The sequence below is a fragment of the Vreelandella sp. EE27 genome, assembly GCF_968206495.1.
In genome coordinates this window covers 3,574,507-3,600,169 of sequence record NZ_OZ309109.1, presented here as the reverse complement: position 1 = coordinate 3,600,169, position 25,663 = coordinate 3,574,507, and the positions used below count along the sequence as shown (strand labels likewise).

The 25,663-nt window shown below is 58.3% G+C and carries 19 protein-coding genes; 7 read left to right on the top strand and 12 right to left on the bottom strand.

Features of this window, described 5'->3' with window-relative positions:
• Positions 1–7 precede the first annotated feature (7 nt).
• The 5 genes from ACWHVV_RS16880 to ACWHVV_RS16860 are packed head-to-tail and all read right to left on the bottom strand — an operon-like array spanning position 8 to position 10,230.
• Complete coding sequence (locus ACWHVV_RS16880) at positions 8–1,966, bottom strand: vWA domain-containing protein (RefSeq protein ID WP_447927241.1); 1,959 nt, start codon at positions 1,964–1,966, stop codon at positions 8–10.
• Positions 1,963–3,015 carry a hypothetical protein gene (locus ACWHVV_RS16875; RefSeq protein WP_447927240.1) on the bottom strand — a complete coding sequence of 351 codons (1,053 nt, stop codon included), beginning with the start codon at positions 3,013–3,015 and terminating at the stop codon, positions 1,963–1,965. Before ACWHVV_RS16875 ends, ACWHVV_RS16880 begins: the two co-directional genes overlap by 4 nt.
• Entirely contained in the window at positions 3,008–5,722 is a 2,715-nt protein-coding gene (locus tag ACWHVV_RS16870) for a putative virulence factor (protein WP_447927239.1), read from the bottom strand. The genes ACWHVV_RS16875 and ACWHVV_RS16870 overlap by 8 nt, the downstream gene beginning before the upstream one ends.
• On the bottom strand, positions 5,719–8,772 hold the full coding sequence (locus ACWHVV_RS16865; RefSeq protein WP_447927238.1) for a virulence factor SrfB: 3,054 nt from the start codon (positions 8,770–8,772) through the stop codon (positions 5,719–5,721). The genes ACWHVV_RS16870 and ACWHVV_RS16865 overlap by 4 nt, the downstream gene beginning before the upstream one ends.
• 15 nt (positions 8,773–8,787) lie before the next feature.
• Complete coding sequence (locus ACWHVV_RS16860; RefSeq protein WP_447927237.1) at positions 8,788–10,230, bottom strand: SrfA family protein; 1,443 nt, start codon at positions 10,228–10,230, stop codon at positions 8,788–8,790.
• Positions 10,231–10,867: 637 nt separating this feature from the next.
• Here ACWHVV_RS16860 and ACWHVV_RS16855 point away from each other — a divergent pair.
• Positions 10,868–11,884, top strand: coding sequence for a hypothetical protein (locus ACWHVV_RS16855; protein WP_447927236.1), 1,017 nt, complete (start codon positions 10,868–10,870; stop codon positions 11,882–11,884).
• 126 nt (positions 11,885–12,010) lie between these two features.
• Here ACWHVV_RS16855 and speB read toward each other — a convergent pair whose 3' ends face one another.
• Complete coding sequence (speB, locus tag ACWHVV_RS16850; protein ID WP_447929178.1) at positions 12,011–12,913, bottom strand: agmatinase; 903 nt, start codon at positions 12,911–12,913, stop codon at positions 12,011–12,013.
• A 146-nt stretch (positions 12,914–13,059) separates the two neighbouring features.
• On the opposite strand from speB, the gene ACWHVV_RS16845 reads away from it, so the two are divergent.
• Positions 13,060–13,983, top strand: a complete 924-nt coding sequence (locus ACWHVV_RS16845; protein WP_447927235.1) for a LysR family transcriptional regulator — start codon at positions 13,060–13,062, stop codon at positions 13,981–13,983.
• A 148-nt stretch (positions 13,984–14,131) separates the two neighbouring features.
• Positions 14,132–15,334, top strand: coding sequence for an FAD-dependent urate hydroxylase HpxO (gene hpxO, locus ACWHVV_RS16840; RefSeq protein ID WP_447927234.1), 1,203 nt, complete (start codon positions 14,132–14,134; stop codon positions 15,332–15,334).
• Positions 15,335–15,349: 15 nt separating this feature from the next.
• Here the strand turns inward: hpxO and ACWHVV_RS16835 are convergent, their stop codons facing one another.
• Positions 15,350–16,669 (bottom strand): NRAMP family divalent metal transporter, encoded by a 1,320-nt coding sequence (locus ACWHVV_RS16835; RefSeq protein WP_447927233.1) that lies wholly within the window; start codon positions 16,667–16,669, stop codon positions 15,350–15,352.
• A gap of 187 nt (positions 16,670–16,856) precedes the next feature.
• Here ACWHVV_RS16835 and ACWHVV_RS16830 point away from each other — a divergent pair, with 187 nt between their 5' ends.
• Together ACWHVV_RS16830 and ACWHVV_RS16825 are read left to right on the top strand one after the other, a co-directional pair.
• A complete protein-coding gene (locus tag ACWHVV_RS16830; protein WP_447927232.1) occupies positions 16,857–17,486 on the top strand; it encodes a hypothetical protein in 630 nt (209 codons plus the stop codon).
• 101 nt (positions 17,487–17,587) lie between these two features.
• The gene (locus tag ACWHVV_RS16825; RefSeq protein WP_447927231.1) at positions 17,588–17,860 is read left to right on the top strand and encodes a DUF2798 domain-containing protein; all 273 of its coding nucleotides are present in this window, start codon (positions 17,588–17,590) and stop codon (positions 17,858–17,860) included.
• A 31-nt stretch (positions 17,861–17,891) separates the two neighbouring features.
• Here ACWHVV_RS16825 and ACWHVV_RS16820 read toward each other — a convergent pair whose 3' ends face one another.
• Genes ACWHVV_RS16820 through ACWHVV_RS16800 form a run of 5 tightly spaced genes read right to left on the bottom strand, consistent with a single transcriptional unit; the run spans position 17,892 to position 23,538 of the window.
• Positions 17,892–21,305 carry a pilus assembly protein gene (locus ACWHVV_RS16820; protein WP_447927230.1) on the bottom strand — a complete coding sequence of 1,138 codons (3,414 nt, stop codon included), beginning with the start codon at positions 21,303–21,305 and terminating at the stop codon, positions 17,892–17,894.
• A complete protein-coding gene (locus ACWHVV_RS16815) occupies positions 21,302–21,751 on the bottom strand; it encodes a pilus assembly PilX family protein (protein ID WP_447927229.1) in 450 nt (149 codons plus the stop codon). Before ACWHVV_RS16815 ends, ACWHVV_RS16820 begins: the two co-directional genes overlap by 4 nt.
• A complete protein-coding gene (locus ACWHVV_RS16810; protein WP_447927228.1) occupies positions 21,748–22,674 on the bottom strand; it encodes a PilW family protein in 927 nt (308 codons plus the stop codon). Before ACWHVV_RS16810 ends, ACWHVV_RS16815 begins: the two co-directional genes overlap by 4 nt.
• Position 22,675: 1 nt before the next feature.
• On the bottom strand, positions 22,676–23,083 hold the full coding sequence (gene pilV / locus ACWHVV_RS16805; RefSeq protein WP_447894508.1) for a type IV pilus modification protein PilV: 408 nt from the start codon (positions 23,081–23,083) through the stop codon (positions 22,676–22,678).
• Positions 23,080–23,538 carry a GspH/FimT family pseudopilin gene (locus ACWHVV_RS16800; RefSeq protein ID WP_447927227.1) on the bottom strand — a complete coding sequence of 153 codons (459 nt, stop codon included), beginning with the start codon at positions 23,536–23,538 and terminating at the stop codon, positions 23,080–23,082. Before ACWHVV_RS16800 ends, pilV begins: the two co-directional genes overlap by 4 nt.
• A gap of 424 nt (positions 23,539–23,962) precedes the next feature.
• On the opposite strand from ACWHVV_RS16800, the gene ACWHVV_RS16795 reads away from it, so the two are divergent.
• Both ACWHVV_RS16795 and ACWHVV_RS16790 read left to right on the top strand, forming a co-directional pair.
• Positions 23,963–24,151: a hypothetical protein gene (locus ACWHVV_RS16795; protein WP_447530141.1), complete on the top strand. Its 189-nt coding sequence runs from the start codon at positions 23,963–23,965 to the stop codon at positions 24,149–24,151.
• Positions 24,144–25,616, top strand: a complete 1,473-nt coding sequence (locus ACWHVV_RS16790) for a sodium:solute symporter family protein (RefSeq protein ID WP_447927226.1) — start codon at positions 24,144–24,146, stop codon at positions 25,614–25,616. The genes ACWHVV_RS16795 and ACWHVV_RS16790 overlap by 8 nt, the downstream gene beginning before the upstream one ends.
• Positions 25,617–25,663 lie beyond the last annotated feature (47 nt).

The window sequence follows — 25,663 nt, the reverse complement described above, 5'->3', positions numbered from 1 at the left end:
GCGAGCCTCAAGGCATCATTTCAAGGGGGATCGGGTAGACGTCATCCCGAGGGTCAGCGCCTTCTGCCAAGGAGATCCAGCGGTCGACATCCTCGTTGTAGCGCTGATAATGGCGCAGCTTGGTGGTCAGTCGGCGTATGAAGCGCTCCTGCTGAAGGCCGTCCCAACTCAGCCAGGTTTCTTCATCGAGGTTGAGCACTTCGCTTTGATAGGGTAGGTCTTCCAGGTACTCACCCATCAGCCCAAGCTCGCCCAAGTGCTGACCTTCACTTTGCTGTACCTGGTTGGGGTCCGCGCCCATGGCGGCCGCGACCGAGCGTAGGCGCTCAAACATGTCGGTGGGCGAGATCAGCCCGGCATTGGCTGCATTTAAAATCTCTGCCACGACATCGCTAAGATCGCTTAGCTGGCCTTTGGTCAGCAGTACGCGCACCTCGGTCGTTGGCACATGTTGGGCAATCAAGTCCCGATCGCTTATCCAGGCTTCAAAGATGGGCGGCGCTTGGCTACCGGTGACTTGGCCCAGATAGGCAAGGCGCATGGCATGGCCGATCACTTCGAAGTCGTTCCTCAGACGCTGCTCGCCGGGATCCTCTGCCTCTTCCGCATTCAAGGCGCTGCCAATGGCTTCTTCGCCTAGATAAGCGGCTTGCACCTGATCGGTGATTGCTGATGCTAAAGCATCCACGCGTTCGCCAAACAGCGCAACGTCGCCGGTATCAACTTGGTAATAAAGCGATGTCCCCGTTCCGGCGAACGTCGACAGGTTGCTGTACTGGGCTTCGGCTTTGGCATGGTCGCCATTACGCTCACCGCCGGGTGTTTTCAGGTGCAGCGTATAGACCGCAATGCCTTGTCGAGCGGCTTCAAGGCGTACCTGGTCGGCGTTAAAGCCCGTGGAGGAGCGCTCACTGTCGCCATCAATGGCGCTGGCATCAGTGATCAGTACGATATAGCGCGCGCCGAAGTTGCTCCATTGGATCTCTTCTACTGCTTGCATGACGCCGGCGTAGGCATCTTCTTCCCAGCCAACGGTCGAGGTTTGCGCTTCACGAAGATCTGCCACCTGTGCCATGAAGTCGCTACCATCCTTAATGTCCGCGGGGTTAGCGAACATGCGCGTTACATATTCGACATCCGGTGATGCGTCTACGCTATCGCGGAACGATACCAGACCAAATTTGACCTGTTCGGTGAGCTGCTCTTGTTCAATGCGTTGATAAATACCCGCTACCGCTTCGCGAGTGCGCTCAATATAAGGGCCCATCGATACCGTGGAATCGATAACGAATACAACGCCTGCATTGAACTCGCGTAATTGTGCGGAAGGGTCGGTTTGTGGGTTGGCTGGCTCGTCTTCTCCTGCCTCGCTCACCGAGGCAACGCGAAGCAGGCGGGTCATGAAACCTGCCTCGGTCATGACTTCTTCACCTTCCAAAATGGGCAGTAAGTAAAACTGCTCATTGAGATCGACAAAGTACTCAGGCTCTTGTGCGACCACGCCCGGCGCTTCGCCATCGCGCCGTAATTGGGCACGTAAAGGCGCTACTTGTCCCGAAGGCTCGAAGTCATCAAGGATCGTGAGCAGATCGTCGCGCTGACTGAAAAATACCAGGCGTTCTCGGTTGGCCGGGTTGGTAAACGACAGCGTTAACTGCATTTTCCAGTCGACCGTACAGGCTTCAGGGAGCCAGCCAGTGACGCTGCCGTAGCTATCCGGGCCGACTTCAAGCCAGTTTTCGCCGTTTTCTTCACTTCGCTGATAGACATAAAACCGGCTAAACGCAGGCTGAAGTTCCCCTTCGCTGTTGCCAGGCTGTTGGGCTAACTGGCAGCCAGGGGTCGTTAGAATGCGCTGGTAGAGCGTTTCCTTGCCTTCCTGGATGAGGGGGCGGGTATCAGAAAACGCCAAAGCAGGCGTTAATAAACCGACCGTTAAACCTAGCAGCGCCGCGCGAAAGGTCATTGTGATAGTGCCTCCAGGCGCTGATTGGCTTCTGCATTATCGGCATCAATATTCTGCGCCGTTTCGTACCAGAAGATGGCTGTTTCGGTATCGGCCTCCGGGAAGCAGGCGCTGGCGGTGTGCTGCTTAGGGTCAAACTGGCGTGCATAGCCAAGGGCTGCTTGGATCTCGCCGCTGAGCGCACCATGCGCATATAGACGACGGGCGATAGCGCAGTGCTCGTTGGCTAACGCGTTATCGATGACCTCCATCATGGCGTCCGGGTCGATCTCGGTCGACGTACAGCCTTGAATGAACTCAAGCTCTGCCTGCTCGCTCATGCGTTGTAGCGAGCACGGTGCAGCTTCAACCTCTACTGGTACGGGCTCCGGGCTTTCAGGCGGCTCATCGACAGGTTCTGATGCAGCGGGTTCTTCTTCACCGGCAGCCTCTATGTTGCCATCCCGCATGGAGAGCCCAAACCATAGAGCGGCCGCTAAAGCCGCTAACAGTACAAGAGCCAGTGCGATCCACAGCCAGCGTTTGCTGCTCTTGGCGGGTTTGGGAAGCGGTTCCGGGGCTGGCGGTGGTGCGTCGACTACCGGCGGGTCTATGGGGGCTTGCTCAACCGGGGGCGCTTCAGGTTCGGAATCGGGAGGCGGCGTCTCAGCGGTTTGGAGCGCAGCGCCTGCATTTAATGCTGGCGTACTTCCACTTGCGCGGGAGGCCAATAAATTACGCGCAAGCTTGATGCGGGCGCGACCTAGTTCAGTGCCATCCGCACTATAGAACCTGGCCATATTCGTGGCATGAGGGTTCTCAAGCAGTGGATCGACGATCTGCTCGTCGACGACGGCGGTCGGGTTGCCGTCTTCATCGATTTGTAGCGCAGGTAAGGTGAATTTAAACGAGTGGCTTCCCCACTGGCCATCGGCTTGTAGGTAGTGGTCATCCTGATTTCGTTGGATGTCTACCGACACTCCCTCTTCGGGTACATCGCCGCCGATTAGAACGAGTTGGCCATAGCCTGGTCGTGTATCAGATAGTGGGCGAAGATCAACCTTACGCATGGGCTTGCTCCCGGAAAGTGAACTGCTTGAGTACTTCACCCAGACGCTCATTCTGTTCAATGGTGATCTCACGACCACCGCTATGACCCGCATTTTCCTGGGTCATAAGGCAAAGCCCGGATAGCCAGTCGCCAAAGTATACGGCGACCTGATTGATTGGCTGCTCTGGTAGCTTGGGTAATTCGCCCTTGGGGATTTGACGACTTTCATAGCTGAAAAGAGGCGCTTTTTCACCGACGAAGCTTGTTGGCCGTTGGTCAATAGGGTCGTACTGAAAACCAAGCCAGGCGATAAAATCGCGAAGTACCAGCTGTGCGGCTAACACCTGGCGCGCGACAAGGCGGTCCCGACGAGCGCCACTTTGAATACGCTGCAGCAAGGTCTCTTGCAGCTTCTCCTGCATCTTTAATCTGCTGGCGCCGGTAATCAGCTCGTCGGCCAACAGCTTCATCAGCTCTCGGTCAATGCCCAGCAGATTGAGCAGCGCCTGTCGCTGAGGTAGTTCGCGCAAATGGCCTATCCAAGCGTTATAAACCGTTTTAGCAAACCGGTGGTCGGCGCTTTGCATCACTGGCGTATGCGGTGCAGTGGTGGGAAGGTCGGTTGCGCTGCCGGGACCATCTCCAAAGGGGAGCTCTCCAAAAATACCGCCAAGTTCAGCGCTGTTACCCCCATACAAACCACCACTCTCTACGGCCTCATCGTCTGATGACGAGAGCGGACTATCTTCGCTGTCGCTCAGGTAAAGGTCGCGCACGGTTTCATCGGACAGTTCCAGGTGATATTGCAATTCACCAAAGGATTGCATGCGCCTTTGAAGTTCTGTCCAGAAACGGCCGGCAACGGCGCGCTTCTGCGCCACTTCACCATCGGCGTCATTAAAATGCCATTTGGCAAGACGATCCGTTATCAGCGCGCGGTACGTTTCATTGAGCTGATTTTCGATACGCCCTAGCTTGTATTCGAGACCGGCAATACGGCCTACGTAGTCGCCAACCCGGGCCATGCCACCATCGTCCAGCTTCATCATGGCCTGCCAGGCCTCCGTCGGTTGCCCTACGTGCTGCTGTACCGATGGGCTTTCGCCGAAGGTAGTGCGCATGCTGGTCAAGGCATCGCTGGTGGCTTCATTAATGGCGACTTCATGGCCTTCTTGTTTGAGCAAAAAGGGGACATCCAGACGCGGCTTGCGTACCAGAAAGGTGTTGTTAAACGACTGACCGGGTGACCACTCCTGCATCCATGCGTAGCTTCCGAAGCGCTCGAGCATGGTCATTTTGATCAGCCCTTCCCAGCCTTCGCGCAGTTGGCTTTCGGTTTGTTGTAACGAGGCGCTAATGCGCTTATCAAACATGGTGAGCGCCCAGATCAAACCAGGATCGCGTTGACCACGCTCAGCGGCGGTTTCGCCTTGGGTTTTTTCGATCCATCGGGTGAGCACGGGGCCTACGCTGGTGACATCGCTTTGCTTATCTGAGCTTGTGCAGACCACCAAGCCATTCATTTCCTGGCTGTCCGTGTAGCGTTCGAACAAATAAGCCACCTTGCCTCGTAGCAAGAGCTGGGAAAGCCCTTCCTGACTGCCGGGTTCACCGATATTGCGAAGGCTTAAACGGCCGCGATAGCCGGGGAAATCCAGCAGGTCGACCTGCTCTACACGCGGGTCGCGTGTGGCCTCAATGAGGGGAAAGGCAAGCTCCGCCGTGAGAGCGGCAAGCTGGGCCACCGGCAGGCTAACCGGCGCGGCCAGAGTGTCGCCGCTTGAAAGGCATACCTCGAGCATGAAATCCTGTGCGGTGCCCAACCGTTCCAGAATATCGACGTTCATAATGCTGTCGCGCTGGCTAAAACCCTCGCCGCTTTGCTCCACCAGGCAGCGCAGGGGCGCATAAACGCGCGTGGCGTGCCCAAGTGAGTCCAGCGTGTGGGCCAACTGACGATAAAGGTTTGTGAGTTCGGGCTGCTCGCCCCATAAAATGGAGAAAAGCTCGGCGCGTTGATGGCTAGTAAGCTGCGGAGCAAGCGTGAGCACCTGAGGCCAGTAGCGGGCATTGAGCTTGCTGACTGATTTGGGGAAGCTCGCCTGCAGGTAGTCCCAAAGCTCGACGACCTGTTCTGACGTGACCCCTGATGTTTGCTTGCCATCATGCTTGGCTTCATAAAGCGCTAGCAGACGAGCGACCTTGCTCTCATCGATTTCGTAGACGTCTTCACGTTCGTGATCGAAGTCGTTGAACCAGGCATTGGCCAAAACTTTCGCGACTTCAACTTCGCTAAATAGTTTGAGCTCAATAGGAAATTCGCTGGGTCCGGAGCTTGCCGTGCGGCTAAAGCGTGTCACCAGCCCCGTTGCTTCCTTGCCGCCACCCACCGGGTTGATGTGGTCGATAAAGTCCAAACGAGTCGCGCCGTAGCACGTTTCCAGCTTGCCGTTTTCTCCCGCTGCCAAGGCAGAGATAAGATACGATTTACCCGCCTGAGAAAGACCAAAAAAGCCGACAGTCATGGGCGTAGTGGCCGCATGTGCCAGGCTTTTGGCAAGGTTGCGAGACCGATATAGTGCTAACCCCAGGTTGTCGGCTTCACTGTCCAGACTAGGAGCGCTTTGGCGCACTGACTCAATCCACTCCAGCGCTTCGCCTGCGCCCTGATAAAAGGACTGCCAATGGCCGCTTAGACGTGTCTGTTCGGGTGTCAACTGGTTCATGTGCGTTTTATGCTCCCGCTGTCTAGCCAGTAGTTGGTATCGCCAAGCCCAGCATCGTTGAGTGTGTTGAGCTGCAGCTTCAGGTCTCGCGTACTAAAACTGCCATCACCGCTGGTTTCGACGCTGGCTACTTTTAAACGATCGCTGATAAGGCTGCCTTTACCGGCGCGTTCATCTACCGCCAAACGTACCTTCAATATGAATGGACGGTCTGACTTGGCTTTTGCTTTGGCAAACTTCTCTGCGCCACCCGGTGTGAACGTCAGCGTATAAAGTGGTGATGCCGACCAGCGTTGAGTGCTTAATTGTCGAAAACCAATGCGCAGCGGCCCGCGCATCTCAATCGCGGGCGTTTCGCCTGTTTCATCGGGCTGGAGATGAATAGCGGTGCCGTCTTCCGTGGTCGATATATCGCGATAGGTGACATCGGTATCAGGGATTGTGTTGTTATTATCGATCAAGCCGATATGACGAATAGTCGAGTAAGGCTTTAGCTTCGCCGCATTGAAAAAGAAGTTGGACAGACCATGACGTGCGCAAAGCGAGCAAAGCATCGCGCCGACAGAAGCGGTGCTCTTGGGGTCATCGATACGACCATTGCGATGGAAGGGATACCAGCTTCCGGTACGGTAGCCTTGCAGAGGTAAAATGCGCCCCGGGGGTAATGGCAGCATTTTGCGCAAATAGGCCTGAACCCCCGGCAAGCGTGAGGGACGACCGGTAATCAACAGCATATCGCTCTGATACTGGAAAACTACTTCACATAGCGATGCCAGGGTTTTGCAGATGTTGAAGCGATCTTTTAAGAATGCGCCATGCACTTCAAGCAGGTTGAACGTTAGCGGAATGCTCATTAAATCAAACGTCATCTCTGCGCCCAGCTCACGCCTTAGTGCTGTCTCGACGTAGCGATACACCGACGAGCTAACGCTATTCTCGCCCAAGCGCTCTCCATAGGTCAGCGTCTCTGAGCCGCCAGGGTGTTCAGGATCGAAGGATTCATAAGCCTCGAGCAGTGCCAGGCCCAGAGGAGTAAACACCTGCAGGTTGAGCTGCTGGCGAAGCACCTGATTTTGAGCGTTAGTGCTTTCCTGGCCGCATAGCCGTGACATCATGGCATCGGGCGATACGACTCCTGCCTGTTTGAGTGCGGCCTCGAAGCTTGGGAGTATGAAAAGCTGAATGACATCAAGCAAGATGTCGTCTCCGGCTACTCGGAAGCCATCCCGGAAGCGCTGCTCCGGAGTGACGAATACATTGCTGCCACCGCTGGTTGAGCCATTGCGATCGAGGTGGTAATCGGTAATGACCAGGTCGGTCGTGCCGCCGCCGATATCGATGGTAGCGAGGCTGACCTGCTCACGGTAAGGCTTGCCGGGGCGCGCCAACGTTGCAAAGAACTCTTCCGGGTGGCCGGCAAAGTTCTCTTTTATTTCAGTGTACAGATACACCAGCTGGCCGCAGGACGCTTCATCCCAATCCACGTTCAATGTCGGCATTGGCACCTGGAGGCTTCCATCATGGTCTGCCTCAAAGGGATCACTCTCTTCATCGCCGTGATCCCAGCCGAGACTTTTCCAGATAAGAGCGACCGCCTGCTTAAGGCGAGAGAGCAGCAGACTGCGTTCTGCCTGTGGTAGCGCTGGTGGGACTGTCAGCGTGATAGAACGTAGTTGGCGAGGACGGTTCGTATGCCCTTGGCGAGCCCGCTGGGAGGGGCTGTTCATCTGCATCAGCGCCTGGGCCAACACTTCTGACAGCATGAACGTCATCAGCGAGCTGCGCGAGTAATGCGGTTTGAAAACCGGAAGCTGATCGTCTTCATCGAGGGTGTACAGCGCATCGCCTAGCTCGTTAATCAGATGCGAGAAGGGTGCCGCCGTAGCATGAGGCTCCGTATCGGTGCGCACGTAGGCACTATTAAAGCGCCAGCCGTGCTGGTAAATCTCGTCATCCCACAGGTAGCGTTTAGGGCTGGAGAGGCCGGTCGAGCCCTCGGTACCTCGGCGCCGTCCGGCCAGGCGGCCTGCTTCCACTCCAACGCGGGCGATGGTGGGCCATAAGAAAGCATCGTGGCGGCCACTTTTAACAGATAAGTGGTCCTTTCCAAAGAAGGTCTGTGAGAACTCAATACGACTTTCAAAAGGGTCCCGATAGACGCGCTCCGGATCGACCAGGTCACGCAGTTCCAGCACATAGTTATGTCTTAAGCCCATGCCCGACTGGCCATGATCTTCGATCAGAATGCCACACGTACGTGAGTTGCCGACGTCGAGCACCAGATCGACAGGGATGACGCCTTCTTGCTGGGCGATCACTTTAATATCAGGAATATGAACACGTTTGCCCTGCTTGCTGTGCTCTTCTTCGATGGGCTGGCGCAGCAGGCTGAGTACGTTCAGGTAGTGGGCTAAGTGCTGGCACTCTTCAAGGGCATCGCGCATTTCCTGGCTATCAAACTTTGGGTTCGCTTCCCGAAAAAGCTCTTCAAGCCACTCTCTTACCCACGCCTGGTCAAGAAACCAGCGCATATTCGAGGTGCTGGTGGCCAAGCGAAAACAGGTGCCCGAGTTGACGTCGTCAGTGGTGGGGCAAAGATACGCCGTGTTGTCATGACGGGGCAGTGTCTGTGTATCAAACGCGAGCGTCAGGCGGTGTGTATGGCCATCAATGTCGGGCTCATCCAGGGCCGTCAAACGCATGCGTGCCCAGTTGGCCGGGCCTTCATCGAACTTGCTGGGTGGCTGAAAACGGAAAAAGGGCAGCGGAAGCCAGGCACTGTTCAACTGTTCAAGGCTTGTAGACATCGCCATGTCGAATTGAGGGCTCTTTACGATCTCGAACTTGCCAGGCTCAACTTCATGGAAAAGGGAGCCGTCTTCTTCGTTGACCAGCAGACGCGCCAGCATTCTGTCTGTTGTGGACAGATAAACGAATTCCCCCGCGGCTTCTTTACGCGGTTCCAGTGTTAAGCCAAAGTCCAAAAACTGAACGCCAGAGTGGCTGACAAGCGTTGCCACCTCTTCGAAATTGATAATCTCAGGTAACATAATCTGTTTATCGTCCTATTCGCTGGCTTTTTGCAGCCGCATGGGGAATGGCTCGTCGTCGTAGCTGGCTGCACAGTCAGCCATTTCACCCTCGTTCTGACGGCACTCCACGCGTGGCATCTCATAATTGCTGCCGTCATCACAGCGGGCACGCTCTTGCGCTTCAATTTGCAACTCACCGTTTTGCATAACGGCAGCGACAGGGCCTGCGCAGGTGACACCTTCACGGCCACCGCGGCGAATATACATTTGCCCGTCGCCTTGATCGAAGGCGTAACGCACTTGTAAAGGCTGTCCGCTCTGGCTATCCATAACGCCAGCGCCCTGCCACTGACCGTTAAGAAACGATGCGGCCCCCTCGGGCGCGCTTTCGGGCAAGCTTAAAGGCTCTGGTGGGGGAGGTGTGGCCTCTGGCTGGCCGCTTGGAGGTGCCGGCTCAAGCGCTGGCGTGCCTGCACTGGGTGAAATCGGGTTAGTGTCCGATATGTCTGGCGCCGTCACTGCAGGCAGTGACGTTGTGTCAGGCAGTGAGGCGGTTTCAGGCACTGGCGTCGTTTCGGGCAATGAGATGTCAGCCGAGGGAATATCACGCGTCCCCAAACCGCCGCTGAAAGTAGGTAAGCCGCTATCACTGTTGAGGCGTAGGGTGCCATTGGGCAGAGCAAGGCTTCTGGTGCCGGTATTAAAGGGCCATACGTCTAAACCCTTTAAACGGGGCTGAGACGCTGAAAAGCCAGGGGCTGTCAACGTAGGGCGGTTTATGTCAGTACCCCACAAAGGCGGGCGTGGTGAGCACGCTCGCAGCCCTAAAAGAAGCAGGAGTAATCCCAAAAGCAGAAGCAATGGCCACATCCACCAGTAGCGCCGCCACCAAGGGCGCGGCGTTGGCTCTAAGGTGACGGCTGGCTCGTTAACAGGCGGCGCTACATTAAACGGGGCAGTGGGCGCTAAGGCGGGGTTGGCGAGTGAGGGCTCAGGTGCCGCTTCAGGATAAAGGCACTGAAGTGGGTTGGCATGGCGGTCCGTTTCCGGGTGTATGAAACCCCAAAAGGTGAGAACGGGTGTACCGTTAACTAAATAAACAAAGTCTTCATCGGGAAAATGGCAGACCCATTTGATGAGGCGGGCAAAGACTTCCTGATCTCCGCCCTGCCCCTCCTTGGGGTTTTCAACGGCCTGAATTTCTTTCCGAAAAGCCTCTAACTGAATACGGGCATCTTCACGCTCGCCTTCAGTCGCGCTTTTCCATGGCACTACGTCGCCTTCCAGGCTGCTATACCAGTCCACCCCCTCGCCCTGTTGGTCGCGCTGGGGAATAGCCAAGTGGCGTTCACGACCCTTGAGGCGTCGCGCGATCGCTTTGCGTAACTGGAGTGCTGAATGGTAGACCGGCTGCCCCGTCTCACCGAGAGGCCGATACTGATCCGTTTTACCGCTGTGTAGCAACAAAGATGCCATGACGATACCTTTACTTCTATAGAACCACCGTTGGCTGGTTCAGATTGGCCAGCGTTAAATCGATGCGTTCGATAAAGCAAGGAGTGGGGATGCCTTGGGCGCGTAATGAAATAAATACAGTTTTTGCAAGGCAGGTGTTCCCGAATAAATTTAAATTTGGTGATTGATTTTTTGGCTATATTAGCAAGGTTAATTTAGTAAAAGAAGCGCAGGCGGTTGTTCAAAATATTAATGCCGGGCCAGCCCACGATCAGCATCAATGTTACTAAGGTTTCTTAAGGGCGAATGGGGGATATCGCACTTTAAAAGGTCTTTTTTAGGCCTTTTGAAAAATGAAGAGTTTGATCCTGACTTCAAGCATCAAGCGCAGCACCCGAAGATGTCTGCACTTCTGAATATGCTCCTTGGGGCAACTGGCTTTTTATTCCGGATTAACGCATGCATGGCCCCTCTTGGCGTATGAAAGGCCCATTGGCATACGCCATGATCGACGATGCGGTCCAACGTACTCCGGTTATTCCATTAAGCCCGTTTTCTTGATCTCCAGTAGCTAACAAAAATTTGTTATTGTCAGTGGTGCTTTAGCTTTGTCTGAATTATCGCGGCGTGTGAGCGATGTTATTCGGCTTGGATGTGTGTGTATTTTCAACTTTTAAGAAAGGGAGTATCTATGTGGGATTTCCGGCTTGGCCAGGCGATTGGCCTCATGCTCAAAACGTTACCTTTTATTATCTTCCGGTTAGCCGTGTATTTCGGGGTGGCGTTGGCTTACCTGTTGATGACTGGTATCGGCGCCGGTATTGGGTGGGGCGTTGGCGGTTTGGGTGACGCGGGCTTTCAGGAGTCAACCACGTTCTGGGGAGGTGCTATCGGGTTTGGTATCGTGGGTGGCGTCATGTACTTCTTGCGAGAGTATCTCCTGTACATGGTCAAGGCAGGGCATATCGCCGTCCTGGTCGAGCTACTGGAAGAACAAACGCTACCCCAGGGGCGGGGGCAAATCGAACACGCCAGTCAAGTCGTCAAGGAGCGGTTCGGTCAAGCCAACGTGTTATTTTTGGTCGATCAACTGATTAAAGGTGTGCTCAAGTCGTTTATCGGCCTGGTGAAAACCGTCTTCGGCCTTCTTCCCATTCCAGGGGCTCAGCAGTTTTTGAATATTCTGCAGGCGTTTTTGCGTATCGCGGTTGGGTTTATCGATGAAGTGATTTTGGCGTACTGCCTGCGCACACGCTCAACGAATGCGTGGGCGGGCTCCCGGGACGGCCTAATTCTTTATGGGCAGAATCTTAAACCGATGATGCAGAATGCCGCTTGGCTGACGGTCATTATTTATTTACTAGCCTTCGTGGTGTTTCTCGTCATGTTGGCGCCGGCTGCTTTGGTGGCGTATCTCATTCCAGGCGGGTGGTCAGCCACGGGCATCTTGATTGCACTATTGTTTGCCTGGAGCGTGAAAGTCGCCGTGCTCGAGCCGCTAGCCGTTACCTGCATGATGCAGGTCTATTTCAAGGTGATCGAGGGGCAAACGCCGGACCCGGAATGGGAGGCCAAAATCGAGGGTATGTCCGGCAAGTTTCGCCGGCTGAAAGAAAAAGCCACGGATGCTTCAAAGGGCAGTGATACGCCCGCTAGCAGCCACGTCAACTCGTAGGACGCGTTTGCCGCCGTTGCTTGGCAGGGGGCTGAGAATATGAGGATGTCAGCTCGTTTCTAAGCGAACTACGCTTGGCGCTTTAGAATGTCACGATTAATAAAGCGCCAAGGTATGAAGACGCCATCAAAGGCGTTTGGCCGCCCCCAACACATACAAAAACTCAAGCCCCAGGGTGGCGGCGGCCAGGGAGGTGATCTCGCCGTGATCGTAGGCGGGATTGACCTCCACCACGTCCATGCCGACCAGCTCCATACCGACCAGGCCGCGAATGACCTTCAGCAGTAAATCGGTCGACATGCCGCCGCATACTGGCGTGCCGGTACCCGGGGCAAACGCCGGGTCCAGGCCGTCGATATCCAGGCTTATGTAGGCCGGGTGGTGGCCCACGCGGGCGCGGATTTTTTCGAGCACCGCTTTCGGGCCATGGTCGTTCACCCAGTCGGCGTCCAATACTTCGTACGGGTGCTGATGACGGTCATAGCTTGTGCGAATGCCGATCTGTAGCGAGTGTTCGGGCACGACCAGTCCTTCTTTCAAGGCGTGGTGAAAAATGGTGCCATGATCAAAGCGCGTGCCCTGCTCGTAGGTGTCGGTGTGGGCATCAAAATGGATCAGCGCCATGGGGCCGTGTTCGCGGGCGTGGGCGCGTAGAAGCGGCAGGGTAATGTAGTGGTCGCCGCCGAGGGTCAACATCTTTTTGCCCGCCCCTAGCCAGCGCCCGGCGTGGCTTTCCAGGTTGTCCACCAGGCTTTCGGGCTCGCCGTAGGCGTAGTCCAGGTTCCCCGCATCGCACACCTTTAGGCGCTCCTCGAGCGCGAAATCCCAGGGCCAGCGCTTGCCTTCCCAAATCAGGTTGGCCGTGGCCTGGCGAATGGCGTTGGGTCCCATGCGCGTACCCGCTCGGCCGGAACAGGCCAAATCGAAAGGCACGCCGCTCACCACCACCTCGGCATCGCTCGTTTTAGGGTCGAGGGCCTTGGGCACGTTCATAAAGGTGGAAATCACGTCGCCGTAAAGGCTTGGCATGGTGGGTGAGGCAAGAGAGGAGAGCTGAGTCACCGGCAGATGTCTCCAAAAGGAGGAGGGAAAGGCCGCGACCATAAAAGGTTTTAGGTAATGAATAAAATGAATGTTTAGAATCAATCCATTCACTTCATTGATGATGGTGATTCATGCGCTTGCCTCACACCTTCGATCTCAACCTGCTTCGGGTGTTCGTCACCTTGATGCAGGAGCGCCACGTGACCCGGGCCGCGCTTAAGCTACACCTGAGCCAGCCCGCGATCAGCCACGCGCTCCGGCGCCTGCGAGAAGGACTGAACGACCCGCTTTTCGTGCGTACGGACCAGGGGATGCTGCCCACTCCTCGGGCCGAGGCGTTGCTGCCGGTGGTGCGCCAAGCGCTCGCCCTGCTGCAGGAGGGCCTCGCGCCGCCGGCCGCTTTCGACCCGGCGACCAGCACACGCCACTTTACGCTGGCCACGACGGATTATTTCGAAGAGCTCATGTACCCGCCATTTCTAAGCGGGTTGCTCAGCGGCGCCCCCCATATAAGCTTTGCCATCGAGCTCATAACGCCCCAGGTACTGGGCGAGGGATTGAAAAGCCACGAGGTGGATATGGTGGTCGGGCTGGATAGCCAGGTCGAGCTGCCCTTTGGTGTAGTGGCAACGCCGTGGCTTGCGGAGCAGTGGGTATGCCTGGCCGCGACGAGCAACGCCCAGGTAGGGGCGTCGCTTAGCCTGGCCGAGTTCGCCAAGCTACCCCACGTGGAGCTTGCCGACATCAGCGGGCTGGGGCCGAGCTCTATCGACAGTTGCCTGAGCGCGCACGGCTTGACCCGGCGGGTGGTCTCTCGAAACCTTAACTATATCGCCGCCGCGCGGGTGGTGGCGCTAACCGGGGCGGTGATGACGCTTCCTCGGCGTATGGCCGAGCGGTTCACCGCGCTGTTGCCGGTACGCCTGGTCGACGCCCCGGGTGAGCTTGGCGCGCTCACACTCACGCTGATTCAGCACGAGCTTTACGCCCACGAGCCCGCCACCGTCTGGCTCTTCGATGAGCTGCGCGGGTTTGTCGCATCCACCGAGACGTAAGGCTGGCCCCGATATTGCTCGTTCAAGGCAGTGTTATGTCGGGCGTCCGCGAGGGGATATACGCTTTGGACGATAGATGCGGTAGGCTCGTGGAAGACCTTTGATAGCCACTTTTTATAACAACTGTTTTACAGAATCGGGAGGCGTTATGGCGTTGAGTATTGTCGTGATTGGCGCGGGCATGGGCGGGTTGAGCGCAGCGCTTGCGTTCAAGCGCCAGGGGCACCGTGTGCAGGTGTTCGAACGGGTCGAGGTCATGCGCCCGGTCGGGGCGGCCATTTCGCTTTGGCCCAACGGCGTCAAAGTGATGCACCAGTTGGGCCTGGGCACCACGGTGGAGCAGATCAGCGGTGACATGACGCGCATGCGCTACTTGAGCCATGAGGGCCACCTGCTCAGCGACTTCTCGCTGACGCCGCTTTATGACGCGGTCCATCAGCGCGCCTGCCCGATTTCCCGCGCCGCGCTCCAGCAAACGCTGTTCGATGCGGTCGGGGCGGAACATATCGCGCTGGGGCGTAGCTGCGTGGATTACGAAGCCGATGATGACGGCGTGACCGCCGTGCTGGAAGACGGCGAGCGCGTCGAGGCCGACCTGTTGGTGGTGGCCGACGGCACGCACTCACGCCTTCGCAACAAGATCGTCGGTCAGCGTGTCGAGCGCCAGTACGTAGGCTACGTGAACTGGAACGTGCGCGTGGCCGCCCATCCCGACCTGGCCCCGCTGGAAAGCTGGGATCAGTACGTCGGCGAGGGCAAGCGCGTCTCGCTCATGCCCATGGGCACCGGAGGAAACGACGAAGGCCAGCAGGAGTTCTATTGCTTCTTCGATGTGCCGCTAAAAGCGGGTACGCCCGCCGATTCCGAACACTACCGCGATGAGCTTAAAGCGCACTTTGCCGGCTGGAGCCCGGCGGTTCAGAAGCTGATCGATCAGTTCGACCCGGCGCGTATGGCGCGGGTGGAGATCCACGATATTGAGCCGTTGAGCACGCTTATCGATACCCGCGTGGCGCTACTGGGCGACGCCGCCCACGGCATGGCACCGGATCTGGGCCAGGGCGGCTGCCAGGCGATGGAAGACGCCTGGGTGCTGGCCGAGGCGGTCAATAAAGCGCTAGCGGAAAATGACGAGAGGGCACAGGCGTTAGCGCAAGCGCTGGCGCAGTACGATCATGCCCGGGTAGAGCGCGTGGGCGAGATCGTTGCGCGGGCGCGCAAACGCGCCGACATGATTCACGGCGAAAACCCCGCCGAAACCCAGGCCTGGTACGAGGCGTTAAAGCACGAGGATGGCCAGGGCGTGCGTGAAGGTATCCAAAAGACGGTGGTAGGCGGCCCGTTGAGCTAGGCCGCCGGTAAAGGCTTACAAAAACTGCACGACGATATAGCCCAGGGATAAAAGCGTCAGCGTGGCAATCGCCAGCCAGCTCCAGGCGTTGATCAGCTTCGAGGGGCGAAGCGCTGGGGGGACGGTCGCACCGTTGGCGGTGAAGTGGTTCAGCGCGGCAAGTATCGGGCTCAGCAAAAAGGCCACGACCATGACAAAGTCCATGAACAGCCGGAAGTTGCCCATCAACGTGTAGAGAATCACCGCCGCCAGCAGCGAAAGCCCGGCCAGCGATACCAGAAACGCCGGGCTGCCTTCGAGGGTGCGCGTCTCTTCGATGGCTCCGGCGGGCCGGGTAAAGGTATACCAGGAGGCGCTGATCATGCGCGGAAAACCGTCGAGCACGGTCAAAAGCGTGGTGAGCATGACGGTAAAGGCGGAAATGCCCACGACCACGCCGCTCCACTCGCCCAGGGTGCTGGTGTAGAGGCTAATCACTTGGGTGGCAAAGCCGACCGCGCCGTCCGCCGGGTTGATGGCCTGGCTGTGCATGACCCCCGCGCCCATGATCACGAAACACGCGGCCAGCACGCCCGCGCCGATGTAGCCAATGTTGAAGTCGATTTTTTCGGCGGCGGTCTCGCTGCGCGTGCCCTGTTTTTTGTTGCGCGCCTCGGACCAGAGCGAGTTCATGATGGCCAGTGTGATGTCGGAGGGCATCAGGCCCAGTACGGCGACCAGGGTGACGAAAGTGGCCACACTCCAGAGCGGCGATGCCGCGGTGACCGGGTAGAACGTCCATTCCACCAGCGGCAGGGCGGCGGCAGCGGCCAGCACCGTGGTCACGCTCAAAATCACCACGAATACCTTGTTGACCCAGTCCAGCAGCTTGTAACCCCCGGCAAAGGTGAGCACGCCGCAAAGCGCAATCAAAATCACCGCAACGGTAGGCGGGCTCAGCGTCAGGGGCACGATGCTGCCCGCAAGACCTGCGGTAGTGATCGCAATGGCGGCGATGATGATAGCGGTGACTGGAATCTGCACCAGCGCGAAAAGGCCGACCACAGAGCGACCAAAGGTTTGGCGGTATCCTTCGACCAGGGATTGCCCGGTGACGCTGACATAAAACGGGCCAAAGAAGAAAGAAGGATACTTCAAGAGCACCGCCAGTAGAATGAAGCCCAAAAGCCCAATACCGTACTCGGCACCGGCTCTTGTAGATTGCACCACGTGGGAGGTGCCAATCGCCGCGCCCGCAAACAGAAAGCCGGGGCCTAGCGCCGCCAGGTATTTTTTGGCATGGGACGGTCGATGCGGTGCATCGTCACTCAAGGAAGTGGAGTGTTGAGAGGGCATGAAATGCTCCTTATGAGCCAGATAACCAGTCAGGCGGTGTTATTGTTTTGCCCGTGCTGCGCGTGGCGCTATGGTAGCTTAGCTTGACTGCGCTTTCATGCCACATTCGAATATAGACGCAGATATTGTTAAATATAAGTAACGCTTGATTGACTCTAAACCACCCATCTTATGAGTAGGCCCGCCCATGCTTAGTGCGATTGTTTACGCTTTGATCTTTATCGGCGTCACCGCCACGCTTTATCAGCTCTATGCGGTCAACTACGCCATCAATTTCGATAATCACAAGAAGCTTTCGATGAAGGACCGGGCGCGCCTTGAATCACTCAAGGCGGCGGCCGAGCGCGACCGGGAAAGCGGTGGCCAGGAGTTCGATCAGGCGGTAGAAACGGCGCTGGGAACGGAGTTCGATAAGACGTTGGCCCGGGAGGCGTTCGAGCGCGAGGACGATGAAGCCGCCATGGCGCTACTGCGTCGTCGCTCACAGCTGCGTTTTGGCCCCCGTTTGAGCGCGCGTCTTCCGCTTGTGGGCAGCATGGCGTTGCCCCGGCGCGATTGGCGGCCGCTTTTTATCGGCCTGGTCATAGTCAACAGCCTCATTGCCCAGTTTTTGGGCGGCATGAGTATCTACACGCTGCTTTATCCCGTCATCACTCCCTCGCTTGGTTGGCTGAACGAGCCGGTCATTCTGATGGTGCTGATTTTTCTGCTCATACCGCTGAATTACCTGATCGGGCAGCTGGATTTCTACCTGAACGACCTTTACCAGCTAGGGCGCCTGGAGCGGAAGAAGGTCTCCTCCACCGCCTATGCGTGAAGCGATGCCGGATAAGCGCTACTCCCGGCACAGGGGCCTTTCACCCACCGGCGCTAAACGCGTAAAGTAGCCGGCTTGCTAAATCGATAAAGGCCGTGGTGATGGTTCGAAAAATTTTCCCCGAGCAACGCCTGCTGGCGGCGCGCAAGCTGCACCCGAAGTTTACTCCGCTGGTGTTCGCTTTTTACATGTCATCCATCATGGCTTTTTTGATGACGCTGGTGATTACCGCCGTTAACAGCGGTTGGGAGCCGGGGTTCATGGGCCGGGTATGGCAAGCCTACCGGGTGGCGATGCCGGCCGCTTTCTTGTGCATTTTGGTGGTGCGCCCGCTCGTCGCCCGGCTGGTTCAGTGGACCGTGCGGTCCTGGTGAGCCGCGAGCGCTTTGGGTCGAGCTGCCTGCGCTATTCCCCGGGTACTTGGCGCCAGGAGCGGCGACCCAGTGGCGCATCGTTTGAACTGACCGCTAATGAGCCGCTGCCGTCCGGCGAGGCGCTGGGCTCGCCAGGGTTGCCCACGAAGAGAATTTCCTGGCCGTCCGGGTTTTTAACCCCCACCAACCGCTCGCCGCTGCCTATCTGCACGCCCACAATGGCATCGTCACCCAGCCTGGCGTCGCTGTCGATGTTTCCATCGCCGTTCAAATCAAAAAGGGTGGCGCTGCCGCTACCACCGGTGTCCGCCAAAAGCGATAAAAAGTAGCCCGTACGCTCGCCGCCACAGGGGTTCGAATCATCCGGTAGCATGGTCGAAAACCGTACCCGCCTTGGCAGGCCGCTAGAAAGCGATGGCGAGGCGATGACCCGCTCGCCAGCGGGCAGCTCCAACCGCCATCCCGGTTGACCGCCCGTCAGCGCCCGGTTAGTGGTTGCGCGGACATTCAGACCGTTTTGAGAGGCCGAGGCGGTAATAGTTTGGGAGAGCAGTTGAGAGCTTTTGATTTCGGTCGAGCGGCCCACCTGGTCGCGAATGCCGATTAGCTGTTGGACGCCTTGATGACCCACGTCCTGGTTTCGAAAATAGCTGCCGGTGCCGAACAGCACCATGAGCTCATTGCGGGTATTGCCGCTTAAGGTAACGGCGGGCGCCGTGGTAACAGGTTGGCTCGGCGAGCCCGCGTAGAGTTTGGTGGCGGTGCCACTGCCGGTCAGCGAAAAGCGCCACAGGTTGCCCGCAAGATCCCCGGCATAGGCAAAGCGGGCGCCATTGACGAAATCAGGCCAGGACGTGACCGTGGGGGTGGCGAGCCCGTTGGGCGTGTCGGCGTTCCCCTCGCCGGCCTTAAGGCGATCAACGGTCGCGCCGGTGACGAGGTCGACCACGTAGAGCGAGGCCTGATAGCTGGCGCTGTTGTAGCCATTGCCGAAAATGGCGACCCACCGGCCGTCGCTAAGCTGAGTAATAGTGGGCTTGCTCACGCCGCTACCCAGTTCGGGACGGCGAAACTCCCAGAGCACATTTTGCGCGTTCATGCGGCCGGGTTGGCTAACATCCAGCGCGAAGACCGTACGTCCGCCGGCGCCCATGGTGCCGACGACGACCGCCTCGGGGCCGCCTTCGATGTTGACCTCTCGTGCGGCCGGGGTGCCGTCCATGAAGTAGCGGTGGCTGTAGCCTTTTTGGGTCAGTTCGCGAAGCGGCGGCGACTCGCCTTGGGTGAGCTCGGCGGGCAGATAGGCAAACAGTTCGCGCCCGGTATCTGCGTTGAAGCCATGCAGCATGCCATCGTTGGCGGCCACCAGCAGCAGGGGGGCGCGCGTGCCGTTACCGGGTAGCACCACCGGGTTGGCATTGATAATGTCCCCCAAAGGCGATGGGCGGGCCCGCAGCGAAGGATGCTCGAGCCCTTGGAACCAGTCGATTTCGGCTTGGGTGAACCCACTGGTCGCAGGCGTTAGCAGTGCGCCGGTTCGTGGGCCCTCCTTCGGCTGGCGGGAGGTCAGCAGTGTCCTGTTACCCGCTTGGCTGGCAAGCTGGGTCTCGGCGTTCCAGCGCGGCGTACGCTCGCCGTTGGGTCCGATGGCGGCGGCGGTGAGTCGGCCCGACCACCCGTCGCTGCGAAAGCCCGCGCTATAGAGCAGGTTGTCGCTTTCCAGGTCGAAGGTATCGCTGTTGACCGCCGAAGACGTATTGGACTGCGAGGCAGCGATGATACTCCCCAGCACCTGCTGCATGACTTGGCTCAGTGAGGCCTCGTCGTCGGCAAAATAGGCGCGCTCGGTGCCGCCGGCGCGGGCCAGCTCGCCCAACGGGTCGTCGGGAACTCCCGGTAGATTATTGATATCCGGCGGCAGGTTAAAGCCCACCACGTAGGTGCGCACCGGGTTGGGTAGGACACTTGCGGTATCGTCGTAAAGGCGGCGAATGGCGTTCTGGGCATCCGCCAGCGCCCTGCTTACGTTGTTACCCAGCGAATTGCCACGCCGATCCACCGAGGGTAGACCATCGGTGAGCCAGATGTTGGCGTTGACCAGGCACTGCTGGGCCGTGGAGTTGGTCATGTTGGGAATGCCGATCCCCGACCGATACCCCTGGTCGTTATTGAAGGCACTACCCCGGCTGCCGTTATTAACGAAATAGTCCCGCGCGGTGTACATGGTGCCTTCGATGGGGGTAAGCCCGGTCGCGAGCAACGGCCAGGCGGGGTCGATCATCGGGTTGCCACTGCCGTTCCAGTCGTGGCGCTGCGGCTGCAGTTTGGTGAGAATCCGACTCCAGTGGGCGTTGTCGATCGAGCCATCTGTATTGAGCCCGCCTATGGGCACGTGCAGATAGCCAAGCCCGGGTGAGGAGGTGGTGCGCCACTCCAACTGGTTGAGCTGTAAGGAGAGAATGTTTTGACCCCAGTTAGGAATGCCGCGCTGGCGCATGCTGTCGACAAGCGCAATTTGAGCTGCACCGTCGTAGTCCGAGTAGGACAGGCCGTTCGAGCCTTGAAGGATACGAAGATAACGGTTGATGCTCTGATCGCCGCTTGCGCTCACACCGGTGTTTGCCCAGTACTCGGTTCGATCATCGCTTGCGTCCGGCGGCGATAGTCTGGTTCTGTTGATGATGTAATAACCGGGGAGGCCGACATTGAAAAATGCGTGGATGTTGCTATTGGGCAGCCGCGTCCGATAGCGTTTGGTTGTTGCATTCCAGGCACCATCGAAATTCGGGTTGTACCAGCTGGGGCTGGAATTCGTTGAGTAGCGTACGTCCAGGGCTCGCTCGGTTAGACGCCAGAGAACGGTGTTGCCGCTGGCAAAGCTGTTCCGGTCCCTGGATGCCGGATTCTGTTGATAGGCCATTAGCCCCAAATTGACCTCGCCCCGATAGCGATTGATCAGCTCGCGTCCCACGCTTTTCATGATGCTTGATTTGCTCAGCGGTGAGCGCGCCCCGGCAGGACACTGGGACGCGTCGAACGTGTTGGTCTGACAGGCGGGTAGATTTTCACGATTTCCCGTGGAGCGGCCGATTGCCACGCGACCATCCAGCCCCTCCTGGCCGCTTTCTGAGTTATCCAGAATCAAAAGAATGTTGGGAGCGACCTGGCTTACGACGTTGAGCGGCGCGTTCGCCAGGCCGGTCTCGTCGTTGGGGATCTCGTAATCGTCGTCGTTGGCCTCGTCGTCGCCCCCATCGATCGGCGAATCGGGCTCGGGCTCTTCGGTCTCGGCGTCTTCTGGCTCTTCGGTGGGCGGATCGGTCGGTCCTGTGGGGGATGAGGGAGGATAAAAACTCGTCCCGCCCCAGGCGGGCGCGACGGCCAAGCCGACCCCAAGGACGACCAAAACAGTGCAGAGAGTGCGATGGTAATGGCGTTTGTTCATATCTCTACTCGCTGTTCACGCACAAAGAAAGCTTCCAGGGCGACGTGGGTCTGCGCCGATTGGCCGGTCCCTTCGGCCTCGATCCTGTAAAGGACCTCGAGCATCTCGACGCTTTCGCTGGTCGCGCGGGATCCGACGATCCTGACCGTATCGGGGCTAACGCGATACCGGGCCTTGAAGTCCCGCCCAGCCTCGTTGGCCGGGTAGGGGGACCAGACGTTGGAAGGCTCCATGCCCTGCTGGAGCCTGCGTTCGGCCTCCTTCAAGGCGGCCTCAGCGGCCTGTAGGGCCACGCTGTAATCCTGCTGATTGGCGGCCATGCGCCCTTGGAGCATCGACCCCTGCATCGATGACAAACTCACCAGAGTCACGATGGCGAGAAAAATCAGACTCAGCACCAGCGCCATGCCGCGCTGGCCCGCGGGATAAGCACACTCTCGCTTCATGACCGATTTCTCAGGGTTATGGTAGTGGTAAATGCTTGGTAAAGACGTCCCGCACTGCCGGTGAACGCTTCATCATCGAAGTTGCCGGTCTCAATGACGGTAGAGGTCGGGCGCAAGTCATCGCGCTCACTTTGTACGACCAGACTGATACGTACGGCACGCACCGCGTTCCAGTCGGTGTCCTCGATATTGTCGGGGGCCTGGTACGCATCATCGACGAGAAAGCGTGCGCGCAGCGCGACGATATGGCTTGCCAGCACTTCGCTGCGCGGCGTGGGGGTGCTGGTATCCAGACGCATCAAGGAGAGGGTATCGTCGTTGTTGGAATCGGCGCCCAGGTAGTAAGTGGCGCTGTCCAGCGCCATCAGCAGTGGGTTGCCCTGCAAGTAATCCGTGTTTTCAAACGCGGGCCAGCCGCTTGGCATTGATGCAGCATTATAAAAAAGCGCGCAGGTTTGTAGCCCTTGAAGGAGGACGAGGTGACCCTTGTAAGCCTCGGGAAGCACTTTGGAGGGATCCTCGATCTCGTAGTAGGCGGTGCCCTGTACGGGCCCGCCGCGAAACGCGATGCTGTGCGAGTCTGACACCGCCTCGTCTCGCGATTCGGGCGGATGGCTAAATCCTTGGAGAGCTACGGCGGGGCGAACGGCGTCGTCTACAGTGGTTTGGCTAGCGGCGCAGCCCCCCGTGAAATCCGCGTGACGAAGCTCCCGGGAGAGCGTTTCCAGCGCGAACCGCCCGGTATCCTGCATATTGGCCAGCGCCGTGGTGATTTGGTAGCTGCGCTGGGAGGCGACAAAGAGCTGCGTGGCGCCCAGCACCACCATGACGCCGATCACCATCGCCACCAAAAGCTCGACCAGGGTAAAGCCTGCCTGGGGCGGCGAAGCGCTGGGCGAGGGAAAAAGGCGGCGATCGCGCATCTTAAAGCTCCGAAACCAGTTGGATGCGGCGCCGTTCACCGGGGGAGGACGGCTCTTCAAAGCTCACTGTTACGCTTATCTCTGGCGGGGTCACCACGACCTCGCCCAGGCCCTGGGGCAGTACGTCGGCCAGGTCACGCACCCAGCCTTGGGTGTCGCTGGCCACCAGGCCGCTGCCGCTCGAGGGCTGCCCCGGGGTCAGCGCGTAGGCCCTTGCATCCTCTTTATTGGCACGAATACGATCCAGCATGTCCTGGGCCATGTTGGTGGCCTGGGTTTCCAGATAGGCGCTTCGCTGCTGCGAGAGCGCCTGGGTTTGCAGCGCGACCACGCCAAGTAGCCCAATCGACATGATGAGCATGGCAATCAGCGCTTCTAAAAGCGACACCCCGCGCTGCGCGTTTTTCATGGACCCCCGGTGGCGCGTTGTTCACCGCAGCCCTGTACCCGCGAGAGGCCGCTGCGCTCCAGGCGAATACAGCGCGCCTGGCTGCCAAGCTGAAGGGAAAGGGGCCCGGTGATCGGGTGGGTAAAGCGCCCAAGGCTATTAAAACGGATGGAAGACGGGGCGCCCGCGACGTTCAGGTTTTCAAGCGACTGCGGCCAGCGGCGCAGTGAGTTGCCACTCGGGTCGACGACCTCCCAGCCGGACGCCCAGCCGCCCGTTAGCGGGGTCAGCGATACGCTTCGGTTACGCCGCACGGCTTCGCTTCGCGCGAAATTCAGCGCGGTCTTGAACTCGTTGGTGGCGCCCACCACACGGTTTGTCTCGATCAGCCGAGCGAAGTTGGGAAACGCCACCGCCGCGAGCAAGGCCAACACGGCCAGCGCGACCAAAAGCTCTAAAAGCGTAAAACCAGTCATAAGGCGGTATCTTTTAAGGGCCACGGCGAACTCTTTAAAGACCTGCCAGACGCTACCCGGCAAGTCATTCATTATCGTGAGTCGTTGCCCTTCATTAATATTAGTCGACAACGGCTTGTCTGGTCATAAAGTATCAGAAGTGCTTGAAAGGGTAGGCGTGAAATACCCGGCTTAAATGCACGTAATTAAGCCGATGCCGGGCACCGGGAAGGCGCTTTGGCCGCCCAATGCGCGTAAGGCAGAGCACCTGGCGTAATGTCCTGATGTTTTGACGGTGTTTTTAACGCAAACTTGTGTAAAGCATCACGCTTTCTTGACAGAAGAGTTGGCAAGGGCAAAGTATGCTGAAATGCTTTGTCTGCCTGTCAGTGGCGTTTCAAGGCGGGCAATAGGTCGATATCGCCAATACAACAAGAGGTACATCATGGCGCGCGAAAAATGGATATGGGCCGTTTGGGCAGTGGTCGTACTGTGCTGTCTGGTGCCTTATACCGTGTTGGCTCACGTAGCGGCCTGGTACGGCAGCTTTCTGTTCTGGAGCGGGGCCGGGCTTTTGGTGATCGTGCTGAATATTTTCATCACCCAAGGATTCAAGGAGTACGACGGTGACTGAGTCGATGATATGGGTCGCCATCGTGCTTTATCTTGTCGCATCGGTCGTGATCGCGTTTTTATCCCGCCAGGGGCGGGTAGACAGCATGTCCGGGTATTTTCTGGGCAATCGGCAGATGAACGGGTTCGTGTCCGCGCTTAGCTATAGTGCCACGACCTACAGCGCCTTCATGATGGTGGGGCTGGCCGGGCTGACCTACGCGGGGGGCGTCGGGGCGCTGGGTTTTGAGATCATCTATTTTGCCGGCGTGTCGTTGGTGGCGATTTTCGGGCCGCGTTTCTGGGCAGTGGGTCGCGCGTTCGGTTTCGTCACGCCCAGCGAGATGTTGGGCTTTCGTTATCACAGCAAGTACGTGGCGCTTTCGATGTCGGTGGCCAGCTGTATTTTTTTGATCCCCTATTCGGCGGTACAGCTGGCCGGCGTGGGTTACCTTTTGGAGGGCATGTCTGGCGGGGCGGTGAGCTTCACTACCGGGGTGATGCTGGCCACGGCGATCGCGGTGTTCTTCTCCTACATCGCCGGCATTCGCTCGGTCATGTGGACCGATTCGCTGCAGGCGCTGGTGATGATCGTCGCCTCGACGCTGGTGGCGCTGTTGGTCATTCGAGGGCTGGGGGGCTTTAGTGGGCTTTTCGCAACGCTTTCGAGCGAGCACCCCGAGGCGCTCACCGTACCGGGGCCGGGGCTTTTTAGCCTGACCACCTTTTTGGGGTTAAGCATCCCCTGGTTTTTCTTTAGCCTCTCCAACCCCCAGGTGAGCCAACGCCTTTTTATGCCGGCCTCGCTCACTGCCATGCGCCAGATGCTGATCGGCTTCATGGTGTTCGGTTTGATCTACACCCTGGTATCGGTGCTATGGGGGTTCTCCGCGCTGGTGGCTTTTCCCGGCCTCGAACGCGCTGACCTTGCCACGCCGACACTGCTCGGCTCCGGTCTCGTGCCGCCACTGCTGGGCGTGATCGTGATGGTCGGTATTCTGGCCGCCGCGGTTTCCACGATCGATTCCATCATGCTGACGCTTGCCTCGATGCTTTCCCGCGACGTTTATACCCACGCTCGGCCCGGCGCGGGCGAGAAGCGCCAACTGCTGGTCGGCAAGCTGGTCGTGCCGGTGATCGCGCTGCTGGCGCTGGGCTTTGCCGAACTCCAGCTGGATTTGATTGCGGTGCTTTCCGTGGCCGCCTCCTCCGGGCTGGTGGCCATGGTGCCAGCCATCGTGGGGGCTTTTTATTGGAAACGTGGTACGGCATTTGGGGCACTGGCCAGCATCCTGGGGACCAGTATGTTCGTACTCGCGATGTACGCGACGGGAAACTCGCTACTGGGCTTACCGGCAGGTATCTGGGGGATTTTTGTCGCAACGCTGTTGTTTGTGGGGGGAAGTTTGTTGACGGCGCCTCACGCTGCATCACGCGCAGCGTTTTTAGACGCGGTCAACGACGTGCTCGTTAAAAAACGGCGATAAGGCCTTCTCGACCTACCTTGCGCGTGGTGTCGAATAACGGCTTGATG